Raw genomic sequence first — 20,323 nt, forward strand, 5'->3', positions numbered from 1 at the left:
TGCCTGGTGGCCATCAGGCAAGTCTAGCGTCTTGGCCAGACGTCAAGGCAGGGCGCGGGGCTTCAGCGTGAAGTCCCGAACCCTTGTTCCCAACCACCGCGGGCAGGCTCAGGGCGTCTTGTGTTGCTTCGCCCACGCAGCGACTTCCGGCGTGCGCGTCTCCACCCACTGACGGAACTCGTCGTTCGGGGACACCAGCCCCTGGCTTGGGCCTTCCGACGGAGGGTGGCCGAAGAACCGGTAGTGGACCTCGGCCGCGAGCGTACCGACGTCCACGCCGTGGGCCTTCGCCAGCCGCTCCAGGAACACCGGGTAGTCCGCGCCCTTCATCCCCATCGCGTTGGCGCCCTGGCACAGGCTGTCGAATGCGAGGGGGGCCCGGCCGAGCTCCGGGTGGTCGGTGAGGAACTGCTGCACCTGCTCCAGCGACATGCGCGCTTCCTGCACCAGTCGCTTGTCGAGGAGGCCGGGGCCCAGGTCGATGAGGTTCTGCGCCAGCTTCCCGTCCATGCCGCTTTCGGTGAGCAGGCGCACCTGGGCGCCGCGCGTGGCGTGCTGGTCCAGGTCCAGGTACTTCAGCGTGAGCCCGCCCAGGAACAGGGCGGCGCCGAGGAGCTGGGCGCCGGGGACCCATTCCACCAGCGCGCCTCCTGCCATGAGGATGGCGCCCAGCGACTGGGCGCCGGACGCGCTGGCCTTCCAGTACTTGCCCTCCTGCACGGCCTGGAAGGACTGGATGCCGTCACCCACCGCGCCCAGCAGCGCGCCCGCGGCGGACACCTTGCCGAGCACCTTGGACAGGACCGGCGCCGACTTGTTGAGCGCGTCGAGGATGAACGTCACGCCGTCCCCGCCGACGCTGAGCCCGTCGCCGACAATCTTGAGCTTCGCGGCGAAGTCCGCCTGGCTCCATCCCGCGGCGTCTCCGATGGCCGCCGACGTGGTGACGAGGAGGGCCAGCCCGCGCAGCGCCTGGCTCCGGGGGAGCTCCGGGTTGCCCGGCAGCCCCGTCTCCTGCTCCCCCAGGAGGCTCCGCATGGACTGCGTGATGCCCCGGACCTGCTCCGGCGTCGAGTCCGGGCCAATGCGGCGCAGCAGCTTCACGTACTGCTGCATGGAATCCGGAGCCATCCCGAACAGGTGCGCGTTGCGCGCGAGCCCGTTGAAGATGGCCTCGGCGCCTCCCTTCGACTTGAGGCCGGCCGCGATGATGGCGCCCGAGCCCGCGCTCTTCACGAGCGCGACGGCGAGCGTCTCGTCGAAGTCCTTGAGGTCCTTCAGCTTGCCGACGGTGTCGAGGAACGCGGGATGGTTCTCGCCCTGGGCGGTGAGCTGGGAGGCGAGGTACTCCGCGCCGGATTGCGTCGCCGCCATCCGTGGCAGCTCGCGGGCCAGCGCGGTGACTGCCGGATCATGCGCGCCCGTGGGCGGGCCATCCGGGGCGGCGCTGGCCAACAGCTTGCTGAGCCGCTCGAACTCCGCGAGGTCCTTCTTGCGCTCGGGGTCGTTCAGGAAGGCGGTGGTGAAGGCCTGCTGCTGCTCCGCGGTGAGGACCTTCGCCGGGCCGCTGAGCAGCTCCGTGAGCTGCTTCTGGGGCCGCTCCGCCTTGTCCGCGGCCGCGGAGAACTGGGTGCGAATCCCGTCGATGGCGCTCCACAGCGTCCGGTGGATGGCCTGGACATCCTGGCTGTAGGTCGGCCCCTTGAAGCCTGGCGGACCGACCTCCATCTTCTCCAGCGAGCGCTCGATGTCGAACGCGAGCCGCGAGCCGATGCCGAAGTTGATGGCGGTCCGGATGGCGTGGGTCAGCGAGGTGTTGGCGAGGCCCGGCGCGGTGTCCCGGGTGAAGAACCTGCCCACGAGGCCGGCGGTCGGCTCTCCCAGCCGCTCCGTGGCGCGCGCCAGGCTCAGGTAGGTCTTCTGCTCGATGGCGGACTCCGCCTCCGCCAGCTTCTCGAGCAACGGCCGATCATTCTTGAGGTCGGGCTGGCGCAGCGGCGGACGGGGGTGGAGCACCCGGTCCGTCTCCGGTGACACGCCTGCGAAGAGCTGGCCCATCTTCGCGAGGGAGGGTTCCGCGGCGCGGACGAACGCCTCCTGGTAGGCGGGGTCCGGGTTGCTGGCGATGAGCTGCTCGAACTGCCGGGCCCCCTGTTCCAGGCTGTTCTGGAGCGTGCCCGCCAGGGCCTTCGCGTCCTGCTGCGCGCGCGTCTTGACGTCCGTGCCGGCCGCGTTCGCCGTGGCGACGTTGGCGACTCCGACGCCCGTGGGGAGCGTGAAGGGCTCTGGCTTGATCGGAGGGAAGCGCGCGGCGGCCTGATCCAGCAGTTGTGCGGCGGTGGTGCTCGCGCTGGCCCCGGCGCTTGCGCCCGCAGCCGCCGCGGCACCGGCGCCTCGCGAGGCCCCCTGCAGGGCGTTGAAGGACGGCTGACCCCCGGTGGGAGAGAAGAAGACGCTGAGCTGCTGGCGCGTCATCGCCACCGGGCCCCCGGTGTGCAGCGGGTCGGCGACGAGGTATTTCCCGTCCGGCGTCTTCGCGAGGATGGCGTTGAGGTGGCCGATGTCGCCGCTGCCCATGCGCTCGGGGAACTGCGAGCGCCAGGCCGCGTTCGTGGCGCCGTTGGCGATGACGGGGTTGCCCGCCGCGAGCTGCTGGTCCAGCGACTCCCAGCCCTGCCCGTAGCGCGACGTGAGGCCCGCGTTCTTGATGCCGTCGGACACCATGGTGCCGCCGGTGAGGTCATGGTCCCGGTCCAGCATCGGCACGCGCGTGCCGTCCGACGCATTCACGAAGGTGAACTCCGAAGCGCGGCGCGGGCTCATCAGCGCGCGCGCGTGGTCCACCTGCTGCTCCTTCGTGAGGCCCGGGGGCATGTGGCCCGTGTACGCCAGGGACATGGCGAGGCTGGCGGGGCCGCAGTTGGTGCTGCCGCGCGGGCCATTCGGGTTGTACTGGGAGGTGAACTGCGTGATGAACGCGGCCTCGGCGGACATGGCCCGGCCCTGCGTCTTCCCGCCTGTCTGCGCGGAGCGCGTGAGGGACTTCGACAGCGCCTCGCGGGTTGCTGCCTGGTAGTGACCGTCGGCGGGGACGCCGCTGTCCTTCTGGAACTTCTCCAGCGCGGCCTCCGTCTGCGGACCGAACTGGCCCGGTCCGGTGGCGACCTGCTCGCGCGTCAGATAGCCCAGCTCCACCAGCGAGTCCTGGAGCTGCTTCACGTCCTCGCCGGTGTCGCCGCGCTTCAGGTTCTTCTCCGGGACGGGCCAGGGTTCCGGAGGCGGCTCGGGAGGAGGTGGCGGCGGTGGAGGCAGCAGCCGCTCCCGGTGCGCCGCGGGCGCGTCCTCGAAGCGGGAGGTCGAATCAGGACCTTGCGCGCCGGGTGCCCCTTCTTCCCGGACGACGTTGGACTCGGAGACCTCGCGGGCTTCAGCCTTGCCCGTGTCTCCAGACGAAATTGTTTGAGTTGAATATGACGGACCGTCGACTCGCATGACGTACTTCCCCCCTCGATACATCCGAAGTACTTCTGTCCTGATTATCCGCTGTGATGACGGGAAGTTGCCCGCCACACCCTTCGTGAAATCAACCCGAAGGACGCTGCGAATACGCCATGGACGCGAATCGATTGCGACGCCATGTGGGGACCCGGCGTTCAGGGAGAGGGATGCGCCGTCCTCTCCTGCCGCCATCACGGCGTCTTCGATGCCCGCCCGCCGCACGAGCCCCTTCAGGAAGCGCCGGATGGCCGCCGGCATCGCGTCACGTCAGGGGCCTCCAACGACTCCTCGGGAGAAGAGCCGAACAACCATTCCGTGCTCCGCGATGGGCTGCGCCGCGGAAGCTGCGCCGCGGTGCTCCCCTCCGTCATCACCCCCCCGCGGTCTTCGCGCGCTTGCGTTCGATGAGCTCGCGCGCGGCCTGTTCGCTCGTGACGAAGTCGACGTCTCCCTTGAGTCTGCCCGTGAGATAGAGCGCGAACGCGACGGCCTTGGCGCTCGCGATCTGCAGGCGGTGCGAGCCGACGTAGACGACGCCTCGCAACCGCTCCGGGCTGGACTCCTTGCTGAAGTGCTCGCGAGCGGCCTTGTCGATGGTGGACCCGTCGATGTCCACGACGACGAACACCGGGCCCTGGAGCGCCACCTCCTGAACGATGGAGAGCAGGCGCTTCGCATCTTCCAGCCCCGTGGCGCCGTTGAAGTCGACGAACAGGACGTCGGGCTCCTCGAAGTGCACCCGATGCGTTCCAAACACCCATTCACGTCGCTCTGGCATGAGCCCCTCCGGGCACAAACGCACGACCGGGCCGGAGTTTATCCTCTCGCTCCCAGGAGGCCAAAGGGCCTCCATTCGAGGAGGGCCGCGAAGCCGGAGGGCTTCACGATGGAAGCCGGGCCCATGGTGAAGCCCTCCGTGCAGGTCCCGGGCAACTTGATGAAACCGCGATTGCCTCGGGGGGCGCTGGCGGATCAGGAGACTCCAGACACCTGGGAGTTCTTGTGGACGTCACTGCGAGCGCCAGGCCGCGTTCGTGGCGCCGTTGGCGATGACGGCCGCGATCCAACCCCCATCCCGTGGCCCCTGCGCCCCCCGGCGTGGCGCTCAGGCGTTGTAGTGGCTCACCAGCTCCGACACGTTCACGGAGAGGTCCTTCAGGGCACTGGCGGCCTTCTGGGTGGAGGCGACCCGGGGTGTGGTCTCCACCATCATCGCGTCCAGGCTCTTGAGCGCGGTGAAGATCTCATCCACCCCCAGGCTCTGCTGGCTCACCGCGGCGGCAATCTGCCTCACGCCCGAGGTGCTCTCCGTGAGGATGCCGGACAGCTCCCGGAGCTTGTCGCCGGACACCGCCACCTGGGACAGCCCCACCTGCAGCCGCAACGCGCCGTTCTCCGAATTCTTCACGGCCTGGGCCACGGTGGCCCCCACCTCCGAGAGGATGGCGGTCACCCGGTGCGTCTCGCGCATGGACTGGTCCGCCAGCGCACGAATCTCCCGGGCGACGACGCCGAAGCTGCGGCCGGCCTCACCGGCCCGGGCCGCCTCGATGGCGGCGTTGATGGCCAGCATGTTGGACTGGGCGCCCAGCTGCCGCACGGTCTCCGCGATGTCGTGAATCTGCGCGGTCCGCTCCCCCAGCTGGGTGATGGTCTGCGCCATCTGTTGGACGACGCCCTGGATCTCGTTGAGCCCTCCCAGGGTCTGCTGGAGCGCGTCCTCGCCGGTGCGGACCACCTCGTCCGCGCGCTCCGCCACCTCGAGGATGGACTTCGCGCGGCCTGACGCCATCCGGGAGGTCTGGCTGATCTCCTCGATGGTGACACGCGTCTGCTGCAGGGCCGCGGCCTGACGGTTGATCATCGCGCTCTGCTCGGAGGTGTCCGCGTCGAGCCGGCTCGCCGAGTCCTTCAGCACGCCCACGGACCCACGGAGGCTGGATTGGAACTGCCGCAGCTTCTCCACCATCTTCGAGAACGAGCCCGCCAGTTGGCCCAGCTCATCCTGGGTGGTCACCGACACGACCTGCGCCAGGTCGTTGGACTCGACGATGCGGCCCGTGACGTGCGCCAGGTGCCGCAGGGGCCGCAGCAGCATGAGGGTGTAGGCGAAGTAGCTCAGCAGCACCCCGAGGAACAGGATGACGCCCGCCCAGAGGAGCAGCGCCCACCGCAGGGAGGCGACCTCCGCCGTGATGGCATCGAGGTCCATGCCGACGTGCACCGTGCCCAGCGCGCCGCCGGAGATGGGGGCCGCCACGTCGATGGCGCGGATGGCATCGCCGTAGGCCGTGAACTCCAGTTCGGGGTTCACCTTCACCCGCTTGCCGTCCGACAGCTCACCGAGGGCCACCGGGTTGAGTCGCTCGATGCCCACGGGAAAGGTGGGGACGAAGGTGTGCGCCACCACCGTCCCATCGGACTCCTCGATGTAGATGTAGCGGACGTTGGCGAGCGTCTGTCCGGAGTCGATGGCGCTCTGGAGCAGGGCGATGTTACCGCCCACGCTCTGCTCGGCGGCCGAGGCCAATGACAGCGCGAGCGCCTCTCCATTCACGGCGAACGCGTTCTGCATCGTCCTGGTCAGCCGGGAGGAGGCCTGGAGCATCAACGTCATGCAGACCAGGAGCGTCACGCCGGCACTGATGAACATGAGCTTGGCGGCAAGCCCGAACCGCAATGACAGCGGGTTCCACGGGAACACGCGCTCCTTCCCCGGGCCGCTCATCGGAGCACCGTGCCTGGCGCGGACGTCGTCCGCCAGCCTTCGGCCGTGAAGTGGGTGAACCAGACCTTGCTCAGGACCTGGTGCCGGGTGGGTGACAGCTCGCCAACGGCACGCAGCCCCAGGTCGAACTTCCCCATCGCCTCGGCCGCCTCATGGAAGCGCTGGCGCGTCAGCTCCGGGCCCACCTTGTCCAGGACGGCCAGGAACGCCCGGGCGCTGAGGTAGCCCTCCAGCGAGCCGAAGCTGTAGAGCGCGGGCGCGGTATAGCCTCCCCCCACTCCCGCGGGGGCCGTGGGGCGGTAGCGCTCCATCGCGGCCCGGTACTGCTGGACGGCCTCGAGGTCCGTGTCTTCGTAGGACGGGACGACCTGGGTGAAGATGAGGTTGTCCAGCAGCGGCTTTTGCACGCGCTGCTCCTCGGCGCGCAGGAGCGAGACGAGTGCATCGGCGCCAACCACGGAGGGGCTGTGGATGGGGATGTCCCAGCCGGACAGGCGCGCATCGCGGATCAGCGCGGCGCAGGCCTGGGAGGTCCCGATGGCGATGATGACGTCCGCGCCGCCGGCGCGCAGCACGTCGAGCTGTGGCCGGGTGCTGGTGGCGTACTCCTGCCCCTTGCGGTAGGTGGCATCCGCCACCGGCTTGATGCCGTAGTCCTGGAGGGCGCGGAGGATGGCGTCCCGGCCAATGGCGCCGAACGCGTCGTTCTGGACGAACAGTCCGATGCGGCGGCGGCCCAGGGCGATGAAGGCATCCACGATGGCGCGGATCTCCTGGCGGTAGGAGGCCCGGACGTTGAACACGGCCGGCTCCCAGGGCGGCTCGCGCTGGGGCTGAGCGCCCGATGCCGGGGCGAAGTAGAGGGCCTGCTCCCGCTGCGAGGCGCGCAGCAGCACGGGGAGGACCTTCATCAGCGTGGCATCCCCCACCCCACCAAAGAGCGCGAAGACCTGCTGTTCCTTGAGCAGCCGCAGGGCGGCCGGGGCCGCCTGCTCCGGGTTGAACGCGTCATCTGCGGCGACGATGCGGACCTTCCGGCCGTGGACGCCGCCTGCGTCGTTGGCCTCCGCGAAGGCCGCCGAGGCCCCACGCCACATCTCCACCCCGAGCCCCGCGGACGGGCCGCTGAACGCCGCAGGCTGACCGAGCACCACCTCCGTCGCGCTCACGCCCGGGTCCGCCAGCGCCGCCCCGGTGCACGTCAGGGCGCCCAGCAGCAGCCAGCGGGCCCAGGCCCCAAGGTGCTTCAATTCGCATCGTGAACTCATGCGTCGCTCCGTTTGAAGGGGGGCGGGTGAGGGCGCGGAATGCCCGTCACTTGATGGTGGTGAAGCCCGCCTTCACGGCTGCCTGGTACTGCTGACGGATGTCGTTGTAGTTGCTGTCGTCCACCTCGGCGAAGCGGTCGACGAGCGCGTCATCGAGGATGCGGCGCCCATCCGGGTCCTTGTTCATCGTGAGGAGGGCCTGCTTGATGCGCTGGCGGACCTCCGCAGGCACCTTGCCCGAGACGACCACCGGGGGAATGCCCGCGGGCCCGAGCGAGTCGATGACCTTCACCTCGCTGGCCCAGCCGTTGCCGGTCTCCCGGTCGAAGTCGAGGACCAGGCTGTCCACGTAGCTCGCATCCGCCTTGCCGGTGGCCACCAGGCGGATGGACTCCTCATGCGAGCCCGAGCGGATGACCTTGCCGAAGAAGCCCTGGGTCAGGCCCAGCTTCAACATCTTGTAGCGGGGCAGGTTGTAGCCTGAGTTCGAGGCCTCCTCGTTGAAGACGAAGGTCGCGCCGCGCAGGTCCTCCAGCTTCTTGAACTTGCTGTCCTTGCCGACGACGAGGTCCGAGAAATACTTGGGCTTGTTGCCGTAGCGCGCGGCCTTCATCACCGGCGCGGCGAGGAGGTGCACGGCCCCCTTGTTCGCGTCGTGCTTGAGGACGTAGGGCAGCCCGCAGACGAAGGCGACCTCCACGGCTCCCGCATCGAGCATCTTGTCCACCTCACCGTAGGACTGCCCGGTGATGAAGCTGACCTCCGAGCCCAGCTTCTTGCTGAGGTACGTGGCGATGCGGCCGTAGACCGGCATGCCGCTCTCCGACACGAACGCGGCCGTCATGGCCATGCGCACCTTCGTGGAGGAACCCGGCGCGCTCCTGGCCGCGGAAGCAGCCGGAGCGCTCTTGGGAGCGGGGGCCTGCGCCCAGGCCGGCAGGCTCGCCGCGGACACCCCGAGGGACACGAGCAGCGTGGCCATCCGGGCAAGGGGGTAGCGACGCTTCGAGAAGCGGAGGACAGCACGAGCGGGCGTCATGGAGGACTCAGGGGAAGCAAGCAAGGAAGCAGCCGCTATCCACCGGAAGGCGGATGGAGTGCGGCTGAGGAGACAGGGGCCGTTTTGTTACTCTGTCGTGTCACTTTTGTAACATGACTGAAACAACGCAAACCAGAGGCCGATGCCCATTTTGTGAGAATCCATTGGCTTGGGTCGTGTAGTGCGGGGTCACGAAGGACAGTTTGGTGGGTTTCGACCTGGGTGCGAAAAGCCCGGCCCTCGCGACGTCTTCCTGGCAGCCCTGCGCACCAGGCGGTTCGTGGCCAATCACAACCCATCGGGTGAGCCAGACACGTAAATCCATGGCTGGGACGCCCATCCGCATCTGTCGTTGGGAGAGATGAGGTGAGACGCGACAGGTAGTGCCCGATGACATCCGCACCCCCAGGCCGCTGGGTGCGCTCCGGCCGTCTTCTGGACAGAGGTGGCATATCGGGGCACATGTAGGCACACCGATGGCCTCCCGACCGCCCCCTGCGCGAGCCTCCTCCGTCCGGACGCAGAAGACGAAGCAGCTGACCTCTGGCGCCCGGCGCGTCGTGGGCAAGCGCTCCAGCCCGGGCTGGGGGCGCTGGGCGCTCGGTGGGTGGCTGATGCTCGTCCTCTGGCTCAGCGTGGAGTACGTGCGGCTGCCTGACGTGAGCACGCTGCGGACGCAGAACCCTCCCATCACCGCGCTCATGGCGCAGCGAGCCGAGGAGGCGCGCGAGGCGGGCAGGAAGCCCCGCGTGCGCCAGGCCTGGGTCTCCCTGGGCGCGGTGGCCCCTCACGTGACGGACGCCGTGCTGGTCTCCGAAGACGCGCGCTTCTACCGTCACGAGGGCGTGGACTGGACCGAGGTGGAGAATGCCCTGGAGCAGTCAGTGCGCGAGGCGCGCCTGGGGCGCGGTGCCTCCACCCTCACGCAGCAACTGGCGAAGAACCTCTACCTCTCCACGGACCGCAGCCTGCTGCGCAAGGGCAAGGAGCTGTTGCTCGCGCGCCGGCTGGAGGAGCACCTGTCCAAGCAGCGCATCCTCGCGCTGTACGTGAACGTCGTGGAGTGGGGCGAGGGTGTCTACGGCATCGAGGCGGCGGCGCGCGAACACTTCGGCACTTCGGCCCGGGCGCTCAGCGTGGCGCAGGGCGCGATGCTCGCGGCCATGCTGCCCGCCCCGCGCCGCTGGCTGCCGGCCCAGCGTCCCGAAGCCCTGCGCACCCGAGCCGGAGTCATCCTCGTGAGGCTGGAGCGCGAGGGGCGCATCAGCGCCGCGCAAGCCCGCGAGGCCCAGGCCGAACTCGCGCGCTTCTTCGGCGCAGTGCCCGCGCCCGGCCTGGTGGCGGAGGCTGGCGCCGGGTTGCCCGCGGGAAGCTGAGCCGCAAGCACCGAGTCAGGGCCGCATGAGTGTGCGGCCGGTCGATACAGCCCCGGCGGTAGACGCGACCGTGACGTCCTCTCAGCGCCGGACCGAAAAGAAGAAGGTCGCCGCGCAGGTCGGGCAGTACTCGAGGGTGGCCGGGGCAGGATTCGCACAGCTCCAGCCTTCTGCCTGCCGGAGGAACTCGAGCGGCTGCTGGATGAAGAAGTCGCCCTCGTAGTGGCAGATGCCCTCGCGCTTCAGCAGCGCATAGACGGGGGCGATGTCCTGCAGGTGCTTGGAGGTCTCCTTCCGCCAGCCAATCCTGAAGTCCAGGGGAGGACGTGGCGGCGAGCCCAGGTTCCACCAGGCCACCGCCTGGGTGGCCGCCGCGAAGACGAGGGAGACGGCGAGCAGCCGCGTCCGGATCCGCGGGAGGTGGCTCGGGATGAGCACGGCTCCCGCGTAGAAGAGCGCCAGGGTCAGCAGCAGGTAATGGCGCGGAGACTCCCGGCTGGTGAAGAGCGGGAAGCAGGCCGCGTAGAGGGGCAGCACGAGGGCCCAGAACGCGCCGTGGGGGTCGGTGGCATCCTGACGGAAGGCCCTGACCGTGCGAAGGCACGCGACCACGACGGCGACGATCAACACGCCCACGAAGAGCAGCCCCGCGATGCGGAGCGCCAGCGGCGGCACATAGCCAAACAGCCGACGGTAGAGCACGTCGTTGCCGAGCACGCCCAGGAGCCCGATGGCGTGCATGATCAGGAACGGCACCAGCACCACCATGAGCCAGACATGGGGCTTGCGTACGCGCGAGCCCTCCAAGCGGGCGGAGCACCACGCCTGAAGGGAGGGTGTGTGGCGTTCGAGGACGGGCACCAGCGCCCGCCACAGCCCGGTGGCCAGCAGTGGCAGCGCCACGAGCGATGACAGGACGAGGGTGGGGTGGTGCCGGAAGGAATCATCGTCCAGCCGCCACTGGAGCACGCAGGCGATGAACACCGGGGCCAGGCCCACCGCGTTGAGCACGAAGAAGCGGGAGGTGGGGGCGCTCGCACGGCCACGCCACCAGAGCACCGCCGAGGCCAGCGCGAACGCCAGGCTCCAGGAGACGAAGACGAAGTGGTTCAGCACGCCCACGAGGCTCACCGCGAAGAACAGGAACGCGGTGAGTGCGCTGGTGCTCCCACGGACCAGGAACGCGTGCGCCACCGCGACGAGGCACGCCATGCCGAAGAGGTTCCAGGCCATCACCTCCCAGGCGATCCGGGCCTCCAACAGCAGGAGCAGCGACGTGCAGCACAGCGCCACGAACAGCCCCGCGGAGCGCGCCGACTGGCGGAGCAGCAACAGCAGGAGGATGCCCAGCCCCGCTACGTTCAGGATCAGGCCTGGGAGCCGGAGCGACTCGACCGAAGCGCCTCGCGCCTTGAAGACAAGCGAGAGCGCGTAGGGATAGAGGCTCCCCGCGTAGTACCTCATCCCATGGAGCGTGAAGAAGCCTCGCTCCAGGTGCTCCAGGGCCCGGAGCCCCGCCCACGCTTCATCCGCGTGCAGCCCGGGAAAGGAGGCGAAGTCATGCACCATCATCACGGCGGCGGAGAGCCCGAGCGCGAGGAGGACAGTGGTCTGGAGGACTGCTCGGGTACCCATCGCGCTTCCGCTGCCGGAGCGCGCGCAAGCTAGCGCACGCCTTCTCGAACTGTCGACCCCTCGCGCAAGCCACGACACCCGCGTCCGCTGGGAGCGCCCGCGCGCGTGCCAGTCCTGGCACGTTCCGGAGTGAAGTCCGCGACGGACCGGCCCCCTCCGTCGCGCAAGCGCTGGAGGTGACAGGGGATTCACCCCCGCGAAGGTCCTGGCCCCGGGGTTGCTCAGGGTGCTCGCGTCGCGTCGGAAGCAACCGGCGCGCGTGACCCCGAGTGCAATCGCATGCATCGAGCACCCCATTGGAAGCAGTCCCTGCGGTCCCTGCTCCTCGTCCCCCTCATGGCGGGACTCGTCCCGGGCTGTGACGCCGGCGAAGCGCCCCCCGAGCCAGCCGCGCCGCCACCTGCGACGCGGACCCGGGCCGTCGCGCTCGACACCGCGCCGACGCCCAAGCAGGTCATCCTGGAGCCGGAAGCGGACACGTATGTCTGGTCGAGCCTGTCAGGGACGAACTACGGCACGTCGACGAGCCTGTTTGTGGACCGGAACTCCGGTGAGGCCTACCTGCGCTTCAACCTCAGCGGCATCCCGGCAGGAGCCCACATCGCCTCGGTCATGCTGAAGGCGCTGGCCTACGACGGCTATGCCGATGGCGGCGACGGCAGCGTCTACGCGCACCTGGTGCCCGACGACACCTGGAGCGAGACCGGCATGACCTGGGCCAATCGGCCTCCGGTGAGCGGCAGCGATCTGGGCTCCTGGTGGCTCTGGTACGGCAGCACCAGACCCGCCCCCCTGCAGGTCGGCCTCAACTTCAGCCCGAAGCTGAAGGCACCGGTGCAGCAGGCCCTGGACTCGGATCAGCGCATCTCCCTGCGGCTGAAGTCCCCGGGCTACAAGACGGTGTACCGCTCGCGCGAGCACGCCGTCGCCAGCGAGCGGCCCCAGCTCATCGTCAACTACTTCGAGCCCGGGGACCCGCAGGTGACGTCGGACCTCCAGGTGGTGGCCCTCTACCCGATGGCGGACGCGCAGGTCCTGGCGGGCAGTCCCAACACCAACTCCGGCACATCCCCGGGCCTGACCGTCGATCGGACCGCGGCGGAGACCTTCCTGCGCTTCGGCCTGGGCAGCGTCCCGTCCAACGCGCAGGTGGTCGCCGTCTCCCTGGTGGCCACGTCGTATGACGGCACCGCCTACGATGGGGCGGACGGCAACGTCTACACGCGACTGGTCTCCGACAACACGTGGAGCGAGACCGGCATCACCTGGAACAACCGGCCCGCCGCCTCCAGTGAGGACTTCGGCTCGTGGCTGTTGTGGAACCGCAGTGGCCAGTACACGACCCAGGCGGGCGTCAACTCGAGCCCGAAGCTGGTGGCGCCCGTGCAGCAGGCGCTGGGCTCGGACGGGATGCTCTCCTTGCGGCTGGATTCTCCCGGGTACCGGACGCTGTACCACTCGCGTGAGTACACCAACACCGCGGTCCGCTGGCCGCACCTGCTCGTCTCCTACTTCGTGCCGCCCCCGTGCCCCACGCCCAAAGCCTCCACGCCCACGCAGGTCGTCCTGGAGCCCGAGGCGGACACGTATGTCTCGTCGCGCCTGCCGCAGGCGAACTTCGGCACGTCCGACCTGCTCCTCAGTCCGGACGAGGAGGCGTACCTGCGCTTCAACCTCAGCGGCATCCCGGCGGGGGCTCGCGTCGCCTCGGTCATGCTGAAGGCCCTGGCGTATGACGGCTACGCCAACGGCGGTGACGGCAGCGTCTACGCGCACCTGGTGCCCGACGACACCTGGCTCGAAACGGACATGGTCTGGGCCAACCGGCCTCCGGTGAGCGGCAGCGACCTGGGCTCCTGGTGGCTCTGGTACAACGACGTCGACACGCTGCAGGTCGGCCTCAACTTCGACCCGAAGCTGAAGGCGCCGGTGCAGCAGGCCCTGGACTCGGATCAGCGCATCTCCCTGCGGCTGAAATCCCCCGGCTACAAGACGGTGTACCGCTCACGCGAATACGCCATCGCCAGCGAGCGGCCCCAGCTCATCGTCAACTACTTCGAGCCCGGGGATCCGCAAGTGACGTCGGACCTTCAGGCGGTGGCCCTCTCGCCGGTGGCGGATGCACAGGTCCTGATGAGCAACCCCAACGCGAACTTCGGCACGTCCACGGGCCTGACCGTCGACCGGGCGGACGCGGAGACCTTCCTGCGTTTCAACCTCGGCGCCATTCCCGCCACCGCGCAGGTGGCCTCCGTCGTCCTGGTGACCACGTCCCCTGGCAGCGACGCCACCGCCGGCATGGACGCCAACGTCTACACGCGGCTGGTCTCCAACGACACCTGGAGTGAGACGACCCTCAACTGGAACAACCGGCCCTCCAGCTCCGGCTGTGAGCTGGGCTCCTGGCAGTTCCCCACCCGCGCCGTGCCGTACACGACCCAGGCGGGCATCAACGGGAGCCCGAAGCTCGTGGCGCCCGTGCAGCAAGCGCTGGAGTCGGACCGGATGATCTCCTTGCGGCTCGACTCCGCAGGGTCCCGCTCGCTGTACCACTCGCGTGAGTACACGAACACGCAGGTTCGCTGGCCTCGGCTGCTCGTCTATTACACGGAGCCCACCTTGACGCCTTGAGGTGGGGCCGGTCGGTGCGTCCCGTCCTGATGCTGGAGGAGCGCACCGGACGGCCGCCGTTTCGCCGTGGAGAAGGGGGCTGGGCGTTGGGGTAGCGTGCGCTCCGTTCCCATGCGCTTCTTCCTTCCGTGGCTCCTCCTGACGCTGACCCTGCTGACGGCCACGGGCTGTCCGCTCGACATCCAGGTCCGGGAGGAGGCTGACGGGGGCTGCACCGGGAGCGCGTGCACTCGCTCCTGCGCCAGCGACCGCGACTGTCCGGACGGACAGCGTTGCAATGAGCTGGATGATCAGTGCGAGCCCGGGCCCCGACTCACCGAGCCCTGCTCGGATTCCTTCTCCTGTTCCACGTTCGCGCGCTGCCTGGGCGGGCGCTGCTCCCAGGCCTGCGCCGGGAACTGTCCCGCCCAATACCAATGCGCTCCAGACGGGCCGTGCGTCGAGTCATGTGACGGCCTGCCTCCGCCCGCGACCCTGGGCGACTACTGCGCGTCCTCCCTGGAGTGCGGCCGCTGCGGCTTCTGCGTGGACCTGGGAGGAGGCAAGCAGTGCCATCAACCCTGCCGGGCGGATGACGACTGTCCGGGGGGCGCTTCGGGCGCGTGCGCGGCCATCAGCGGAAGCTCGCTGCGCGCGTGCCGGCGGCCTTGAGTTGGAGCCCGGTGGCCGGGCTCCACAACCGAGGCACGTCACTCCTAGTAGCCGACGTAGCCGCTGCCGCCGTTGAGGCCCTTGATGCCCGGGGTGTTGGACACCGAGCCGTAGCGGTCCACCGCGTAGCGCACGGCCGCGACGATGTTGTCCACCGGGTTGCGGATGTCGTCGTGGCCCGGGAGCTTGAACGCATCGAACGTGGGCTGGATGGTCTGCATCAGGCCGATGGAGGGGTGGCCGTCCTTGGCGTTCTGATCCGTCAGGTTGATGGCGCTGGGGTTGCCGCTGGACTCGTGCTCGACGATCTTCGCGATGTCCTGGGCGTTCATCTTGTCGGCCGGGATGCCCGCGGCGGCGAGCAGCTTCTGGGCCTGCTTGATCCAGTCACCCACCTGGCCCTGCGGAGCCTCACCGGAGGCGCCGGCCGCCTCGGTGGGCCCGGCCTGGTACGAGTCACCCGCGCTGGACGGGCCGCTCGCGCTGGACGCTCCCTCCGCGCCGGACGCGCCGCTCGCGCTGGACGCCCCTTCCGCGCCGGACACGCCCTCGGCTCCGTCCTCGCCGCCCAGGGAGGGCGCTTCACCGATGCCGCTGGCCTGGAGCATCTGGGTGAGCTGCTGCAGCCCCTTCACCACCTCGCTGAGGCCCTCCATGAACTGCTTGAACTCCGCGCCCTTCTGGGGGCCCGCGCTGAAGCCATCCTGCTGGAGCTGGGACGCCACGTTCGAGCCGGGCCTGGGGGAGAAGCACCCCTGAGCGCGGGGGCCAGACACGCCTTCAGGGCGGGAAGCCACATCCTGCGAGGGGGCGCGGAAGGCAACGGAGCGGTTGGACACGGGCGAGAGGGCCATGGGGTTTCCTCGGGGGGATTGAGTGGTGCTGAATGACGAACACCTACAGCAGGAGACATGCCAACCCCTTCGGGCGGCGCACTCGCGAAGCCAAGTGCTTGATCTCCTTGAGGCGAACCTCCATCAGTCCCCAGAGCGTGAGGCGCGGCGGGGCAAACCGGGCCCCTGTCCCTGGTGACTGGAGTCATCCCCTCAAGGACAGCAGTCACCACCCGCCACCACTCACTCGCAGCGCGGATTCTGTCCCCTTGTCAGAGCGCCTCGGGCCCGTTCGTGAGCGGATTCTCTGCATGGTTTTTCAATGAACGGGCTCCTCTCCGTCAATCACGGGGGTCCATCGCAAGAAGGGGTGTATGACAATGATTCTGGAGGAGAAGCGCAGGGCTCTGGCCCTGATGTTGGTGTCGGTTGTGCTGAGCGCTTGTGGTGGTGGGGGGAATGGGGGACGTCCCGATGCAGGACAGGCCAGCCCGAGCCTGTCTGTCTCGACCGGAAGCGTTCGCTTCGAGGCGGAAGAGAGGGGTGCGACTCCCGCGGCCGAGACCGTCACGGTCCGCATCAATGATCCTGGCGAAGCGATGCCGCATGTCCAGGTCGCGGCCTCCTCCCATGGCCTGAGTCAGGTGTCCTACGACACCTCCACCAACCCCTTCACCCTCCACCTCACGCCCAGGGCGCCGGCGGAGGTGGAGGGGACCACCGTGACGGATCAGATCGTCATCAGCGCCTGCCTGGATGTCCCGTGCACGCGCCACATCCCGGGAAGCCCCTCGACGGTGGAGGTCACCTATGCGGTTCGCGGCCACCTCCAGGTCGCCCCACAGACGCTTGCCTTCAGCCATGTGCTGGGCAGCAGCCCCTCGCCGGGCGCCACGCAGCTCTCACTGCGGGGAAGGTCCGTTCACTGGAACGCCTCGGCGAGCCCGAGCTGGATTCAGCTCTCCGGCGCCTCCAGCGGCGTGACCCCCTCCGTCCTGAGCGTCGGGGTCGACCCCGCCAGCGTCCCCATGGGCACGCATGACGGTGGCATCACCCTGACCCAGACCGACACGGGAGAAGTCACCACGGTCCCCGTGGTGCTGCAGGTGGTCGCGCCCTCCCTGGCGGTGAGCCCGAGCACCCTGTCCTTCACGGGCTCGGGCTCCGGGTCCCCGTCGGAGGCCTCTTTGTCCCTCAGCCTCGACACGGGCACCGCCGCGCATGGCTGGACGGTGGCGCTCGACACCGGTGGTGGGGCGCCGTGGCTCAAGCTGAGCAGCACCTCCGGGACGGTGTCCGCGAGCGGCACGACGCTCTCGGTCAGCGTGGACTCCACGGGCCTGCAGATCGGGACCCACTCGGCGAGCCTCGTCTTCACCGCCACGGTGGAGGGGCAGAGCGTGTCCAGGACCGTGCCCGTTTCGCTGAGCATCCACGGCCTCCCGTGGGTGGCGGACAACGGGGTGGGACTGGTCAGCACGCCGTCTGTTTCGAAGTTGAGCCACACGGTGACGGTGAAGGACACCCTGGGCCAGACGACCGGCACCTGGGTGGCCCGCTCCTCTCAAGGCTGGCTGTCCGTCACGGCGGGCGGCGCCAGCGGCGGCGAGCTGACCCTGACCGCCAATCCCGCGGGCCTGGCGGACAACGCCCTCCACCTCGCGGAGGTGTCCATCGCCGATGGCGCCAGCCCGGATCAGGTCAGCGAAGTCATCAAGGTCGGGCTGTGGGTGGGCTCCACCGTGATCAACAGTCAGGACACGCTCCCCATCGCCTTCAAGGTCGTCGAGACGGACCCCGTCCGTCCCTATGCGTACGTCCATGACGGCGCGGGCAGCCTGTCTGTGTACAACCTCTACACGGCGAAACTGGTCACCACCCTCACGGGCCTGGGCAGCAGCCTGGGCGCAATGACAGTCAGCAGCGATGGCTCCACGCTGTACGTGCTGGACGCCACCACCCTGCGCATCGTCCCGGTGGACCTGGGCACGTTCACCGCGGGCACGGCGTGGACGTTGAGCTCGGGCCTCCTGAGCTGGATCACATACGCGCGGCCCGACGGGCACGGGCTCGTGCTGACCAATGACGGCCAGATCCTCGAACCCACCACGGGAGCGGTGGTCACCCTCGTGACGGGCAAGATGCCTTCCGGGATGGCGGCGCTCAGTGCCAGCCAGGATGGGTCCTTGTTCTGCGGCATCAACAGCGGCATCAGCCCCTACACGCTGTCTTGCCATGAGCTGCGGTACACGCGCAGCACCGGAGCTGTCGCCCTCACCTCGCGTGGCTCCGGGCCCTTCGGCGTGGGCAGCAACGGGCGGGACGTGGCCGTCAACCACGACGGGAGCCGGGTGTACGCGGCTTCGGGTTCGCCGTACTCGTTCGCCGTCTACGACGGCAAGACCCTGAAGGTGCTCACCCAGCTGCCCGCCGACGCCTATCCCAACGCCGTCGAGGTGGGGTCGGACAACCGGTTCTATGGCGCGGCGAGCGTCTGGTACGGAGACAAGGACGTGTGGGTCTATGACAACGCGGGCTGGGCCCTGGGCTCCTACGACATGGCCGGCTACGCCCGGAACATCCTGGACCGGCAGCTCAAGGTCTCGGGTGACGGCAAGCGGTTCGTCGCGCTCACCGATGACCCGCGCCTCGTGTTCGTCACCGCTCCGTAGCTGAAACGCAGGAGAGGGGAGGAGGGGCTTCGAAGTCGCCCCTCCACTCCTCGCATCAAGGGGGGCGTCCCGGTCCCTGCCGAGGACGGCCCCGCCCCGTCATCAACACCACCTGTCACGGTGGATTCATCCGGACCGTGAATCCGCTGTGGAGCTTGCCTCTTGTGGCTTCGGTGTCGCTCTCCACTGGGGGGAAGTGTGGTAGGAGTGGATATTTCCTGGAAAATGGAGGCTCGCTGTGACGTTGGTTCGAGTGTGTCTGGCTTCGCTGCTCTTGGTGGTTGCCTGCGGTGATTCGGATCCAGAGGTGACACCTGATGCCGGCAGGACGCCGGATGCAGGTGTCGTGACGCCGGACGCAGGGAGCGAGACGCCGGACGCGGGCACCGAGACGCCGGACGCGGGCACCGAGACGCCGGACGCAGGTAGCGAGACGCCGGATGCAGGCTCCGAGACGCCGGACGCGGGCGGTGGGACGGCGGACGCGGGCAGTGAGACGCCGGATGCAGGTAGCGAGACGCCGGACGCGGGCGAGCCTCCTGTGGGAAACGTCATCGACAACTGGGGCTTCGAGGCCTGGTCCGGTGAGCTTCCGGCGATGTGGTACGGCAGCACGTCGAACATCACCAGCGACGGGGTCCGGCGGGCGACGACGAATGCCTTCGAAGGCAAGAACGCGGCCCAGCTGATCAATGCCGTGACTGCGCACAAGCGCTTCAGCACCCTCGCGAAGTCGATGCGCGCCGGCCGCTACTCCTGCACCTACCAGGCACGGGGCAACGGTGACGTGCGAAACGCCTTCTTCGACGACGACTACTCCTCCTACTCGGCCTACACCACGGTCAACAGCAAGGAGTGGAAGGCGCTGTCGTACAACTTCAACCTCGCCGCTGACGTCTTCGACACCTTCGAGCTCATCTTCAGCGTCCGGAACACCAGCGGGGAGCACCTGTTCATCGACGACGTGCGCTGCGTGCGCGCCGACGAGTCGTGTGATGCGGTCAGTTGCGAGGTCTGGGAACGTTGCGTGAATGCCACCGCGACCTGCGAGCCGCTCTCCGGTCGCTGCCAGGACGCCACGGACTGCAACGAGTGGCAGTCCTGTGATGCGACCCACACCTGTGTGGTCGCCGATGATCGCTGCACCCGTCACGCGGATTGCGCGGGCACCCCGGCGACGCCGGTCTGCGAACAGGCCACGCATCTGTGCGTGGCGGGCGACCCCTGCGCCGGCGTCACCTGCAGCCACGCGGCGACGAGCTGCAACCCCACGACCGGCGTGTGCGAGCTGGCCGAAGGCGCCTGCTTCACCACCTACGATTGTGTCGGTGCGCTGCCCGCATGCGACCCGGCAACCCGGCGCTGCGTCGCCGCCGCTCACCCCGCGAACATCATCCGCAATGGTGGGTTTGAATCCTGGAACACCTACTCCATCCCCTACTACGGGAACCACTACCTCCCTGACTACTGGTACGGCATGGACAACGGCATCTCCGACCCGGGCACGGAGATCAAGCCCTCGCGCCTCGTGCCGTACTCGACCGCGGTGCACGGTGGCTCGCTGGCGCTGCAGTTCGTGGTCCCGATTCAGGTGGCCGAGCGCTTCTCCCTGGAGAAGTTCAACGTCCCGAGCGGAAGCTACTCCTGCTCGTACCGGGTGCGAGGCCACGGCAGCATCCGCCATCGCAGCTATTCGAGCGGCGGCTGGAGCGTGCAGACCGACTTCCTCGCTGTCGACAGCGACGCGTGGCAGCCGGTGTTCTTCCGCTTCACCGGCAATGTGCGCGACTGGCGCCTGTTCCTCTATCCGAGCCGCAGCGAGGCCGACCGCGACCACCTCCAGGTCGACGACGTCGTCTGCACGAAGGACTGAGCGGACGCTGACCCACCTCCGCGGACACCCACGGGCTCGCGTCTCCGCGAGCCCGATGCAGTAGGCTCGCAGGCCAACTCAATTGGCCTGCGCGCCCCGGGTGCCCCGGTGTCGGCACG

The 20,323-nt window shown here is 68.9% G+C and carries 12 protein-coding genes; 5 read left to right on the forward strand and 7 right to left on the reverse strand.

The window, feature by feature from the left end; genetic code table 11:
* Window positions 1-108 precede the first annotated feature (108 nt).
* From D7X74_RS00125 to phnD, 5 genes are all read right to left on the reverse strand, one after another.
* Window positions 109-3,492 carry a peptidoglycan-binding protein gene (locus tag D7X74_RS00125; protein ID WP_233601904.1) on the reverse strand — a complete coding sequence of 1,128 codons (3,384 nt, stop codon included), beginning with the start codon at window positions 3,490-3,492 and terminating at the stop codon, window positions 109-111.
* Window positions 3,493-3,868: 376 nt separating this feature from the next.
* On the reverse strand, window positions 3,869-4,276 hold the full coding sequence (locus D7X74_RS00130) for a hypothetical protein (RefSeq protein ID WP_147444125.1): 408 nt from the start codon (window positions 4,274-4,276) through the stop codon (window positions 3,869-3,871).
* A gap of 327 nt (window positions 4,277-4,603) precedes the next feature.
* Window positions 4,604-6,226 carry a methyl-accepting chemotaxis protein gene (locus tag D7X74_RS00135; RefSeq protein WP_120530845.1) on the reverse strand — a complete coding sequence of 541 codons (1,623 nt, stop codon included), beginning with the start codon at window positions 6,224-6,226 and terminating at the stop codon, window positions 4,604-4,606.
* Complete coding sequence (locus tag D7X74_RS00140; RefSeq protein ID WP_120530846.1) at window positions 6,223-7,494, reverse strand: ABC transporter substrate-binding protein; 1,272 nt, start codon at window positions 7,492-7,494, stop codon at window positions 6,223-6,225. The genes D7X74_RS00135 and D7X74_RS00140 overlap by 4 nt, the downstream gene beginning before the upstream one ends.
* Before the next feature lie 46 nt (window positions 7,495-7,540).
* Window positions 7,541-8,533, reverse strand: a complete 993-nt coding sequence (gene phnD / locus D7X74_RS00145) for a phosphate/phosphite/phosphonate ABC transporter substrate-binding protein (protein WP_120530847.1) — start codon at window positions 8,531-8,533, stop codon at window positions 7,541-7,543.
* Between the two features lie 476 nt (window positions 8,534-9,009).
* On the opposite strand from phnD, the gene mtgA reads away from it, so the two are divergent.
* Window positions 9,010-9,909 (forward strand): monofunctional biosynthetic peptidoglycan transglycosylase, encoded by a 900-nt coding sequence (gene mtgA, locus D7X74_RS00150; RefSeq protein ID WP_120530848.1) that lies wholly within the window; start codon window positions 9,010-9,012, stop codon window positions 9,907-9,909.
* An 81-nt stretch (window positions 9,910-9,990) separates the two neighbouring features.
* On the opposite strand, the gene D7X74_RS00155 is transcribed toward mtgA, so the two are convergent.
* Window positions 9,991-11,544: a hypothetical protein gene (locus D7X74_RS00155; RefSeq protein ID WP_147446414.1), complete on the reverse strand. Its 1,554-nt coding sequence runs from the start codon at window positions 11,542-11,544 to the stop codon at window positions 9,991-9,993.
* A 279-nt stretch (window positions 11,545-11,823) separates the two neighbouring features.
* On the opposite strand from D7X74_RS00155, the gene D7X74_RS00160 reads away from it, so the two are divergent.
* Both D7X74_RS00160 and D7X74_RS00165 read left to right on the forward strand, forming a co-directional pair.
* Entirely contained in the window at window positions 11,824-14,175 is a 2,352-nt protein-coding gene (locus tag D7X74_RS00160) for a DNRLRE domain-containing protein (RefSeq protein ID WP_120530850.1), read from the forward strand.
* 96 nt (window positions 14,176-14,271) lie between these two features.
* Window positions 14,272-14,826, forward strand: a complete 555-nt coding sequence (locus D7X74_RS00165; protein ID WP_233601905.1) for a latent transforming growth factor beta-binding protein — start codon at window positions 14,272-14,274, stop codon at window positions 14,824-14,826.
* A 44-nt stretch (window positions 14,827-14,870) separates the two neighbouring features.
* Here D7X74_RS00165 and D7X74_RS00170 read toward each other — a convergent pair whose 3' ends face one another.
* The gene (locus D7X74_RS00170) at window positions 14,871-15,680 is read right to left on the reverse strand and encodes a transglycosylase SLT domain-containing protein (protein WP_120530851.1); all 810 of its coding nucleotides are present in this window, start codon (window positions 15,678-15,680) and stop codon (window positions 14,871-14,873) included.
* Window positions 15,681-16,258: 578 nt separating this feature from the next.
* On the opposite strand from D7X74_RS00170, the gene D7X74_RS00175 reads away from it, so the two are divergent.
* Together D7X74_RS00175 and D7X74_RS00180 are read left to right on the forward strand one after the other, a co-directional pair.
* Window positions 16,259-18,331: a YncE family protein gene (locus D7X74_RS00175; protein WP_120530852.1), complete on the forward strand. Its 2,073-nt coding sequence runs from the start codon at window positions 16,259-16,261 to the stop codon at window positions 18,329-18,331.
* Window positions 18,332-18,569: 238 nt separating this feature from the next.
* Complete coding sequence (locus D7X74_RS00180) at window positions 18,570-20,204, forward strand: invertase recombinase-like protein (protein ID WP_120530853.1); 1,635 nt, start codon at window positions 18,570-18,572, stop codon at window positions 20,202-20,204.
* The last annotated feature ends 119 nt before the right edge of the window (window positions 20,205-20,323 follow it).

Source organism: Corallococcus sp. CA047B, assembly GCF_003612065.1.
Taxonomy (GTDB): Bacteria; Myxococcota; Myxococcia; order Myxococcales; family Myxococcaceae; genus Corallococcus; species Corallococcus praedator.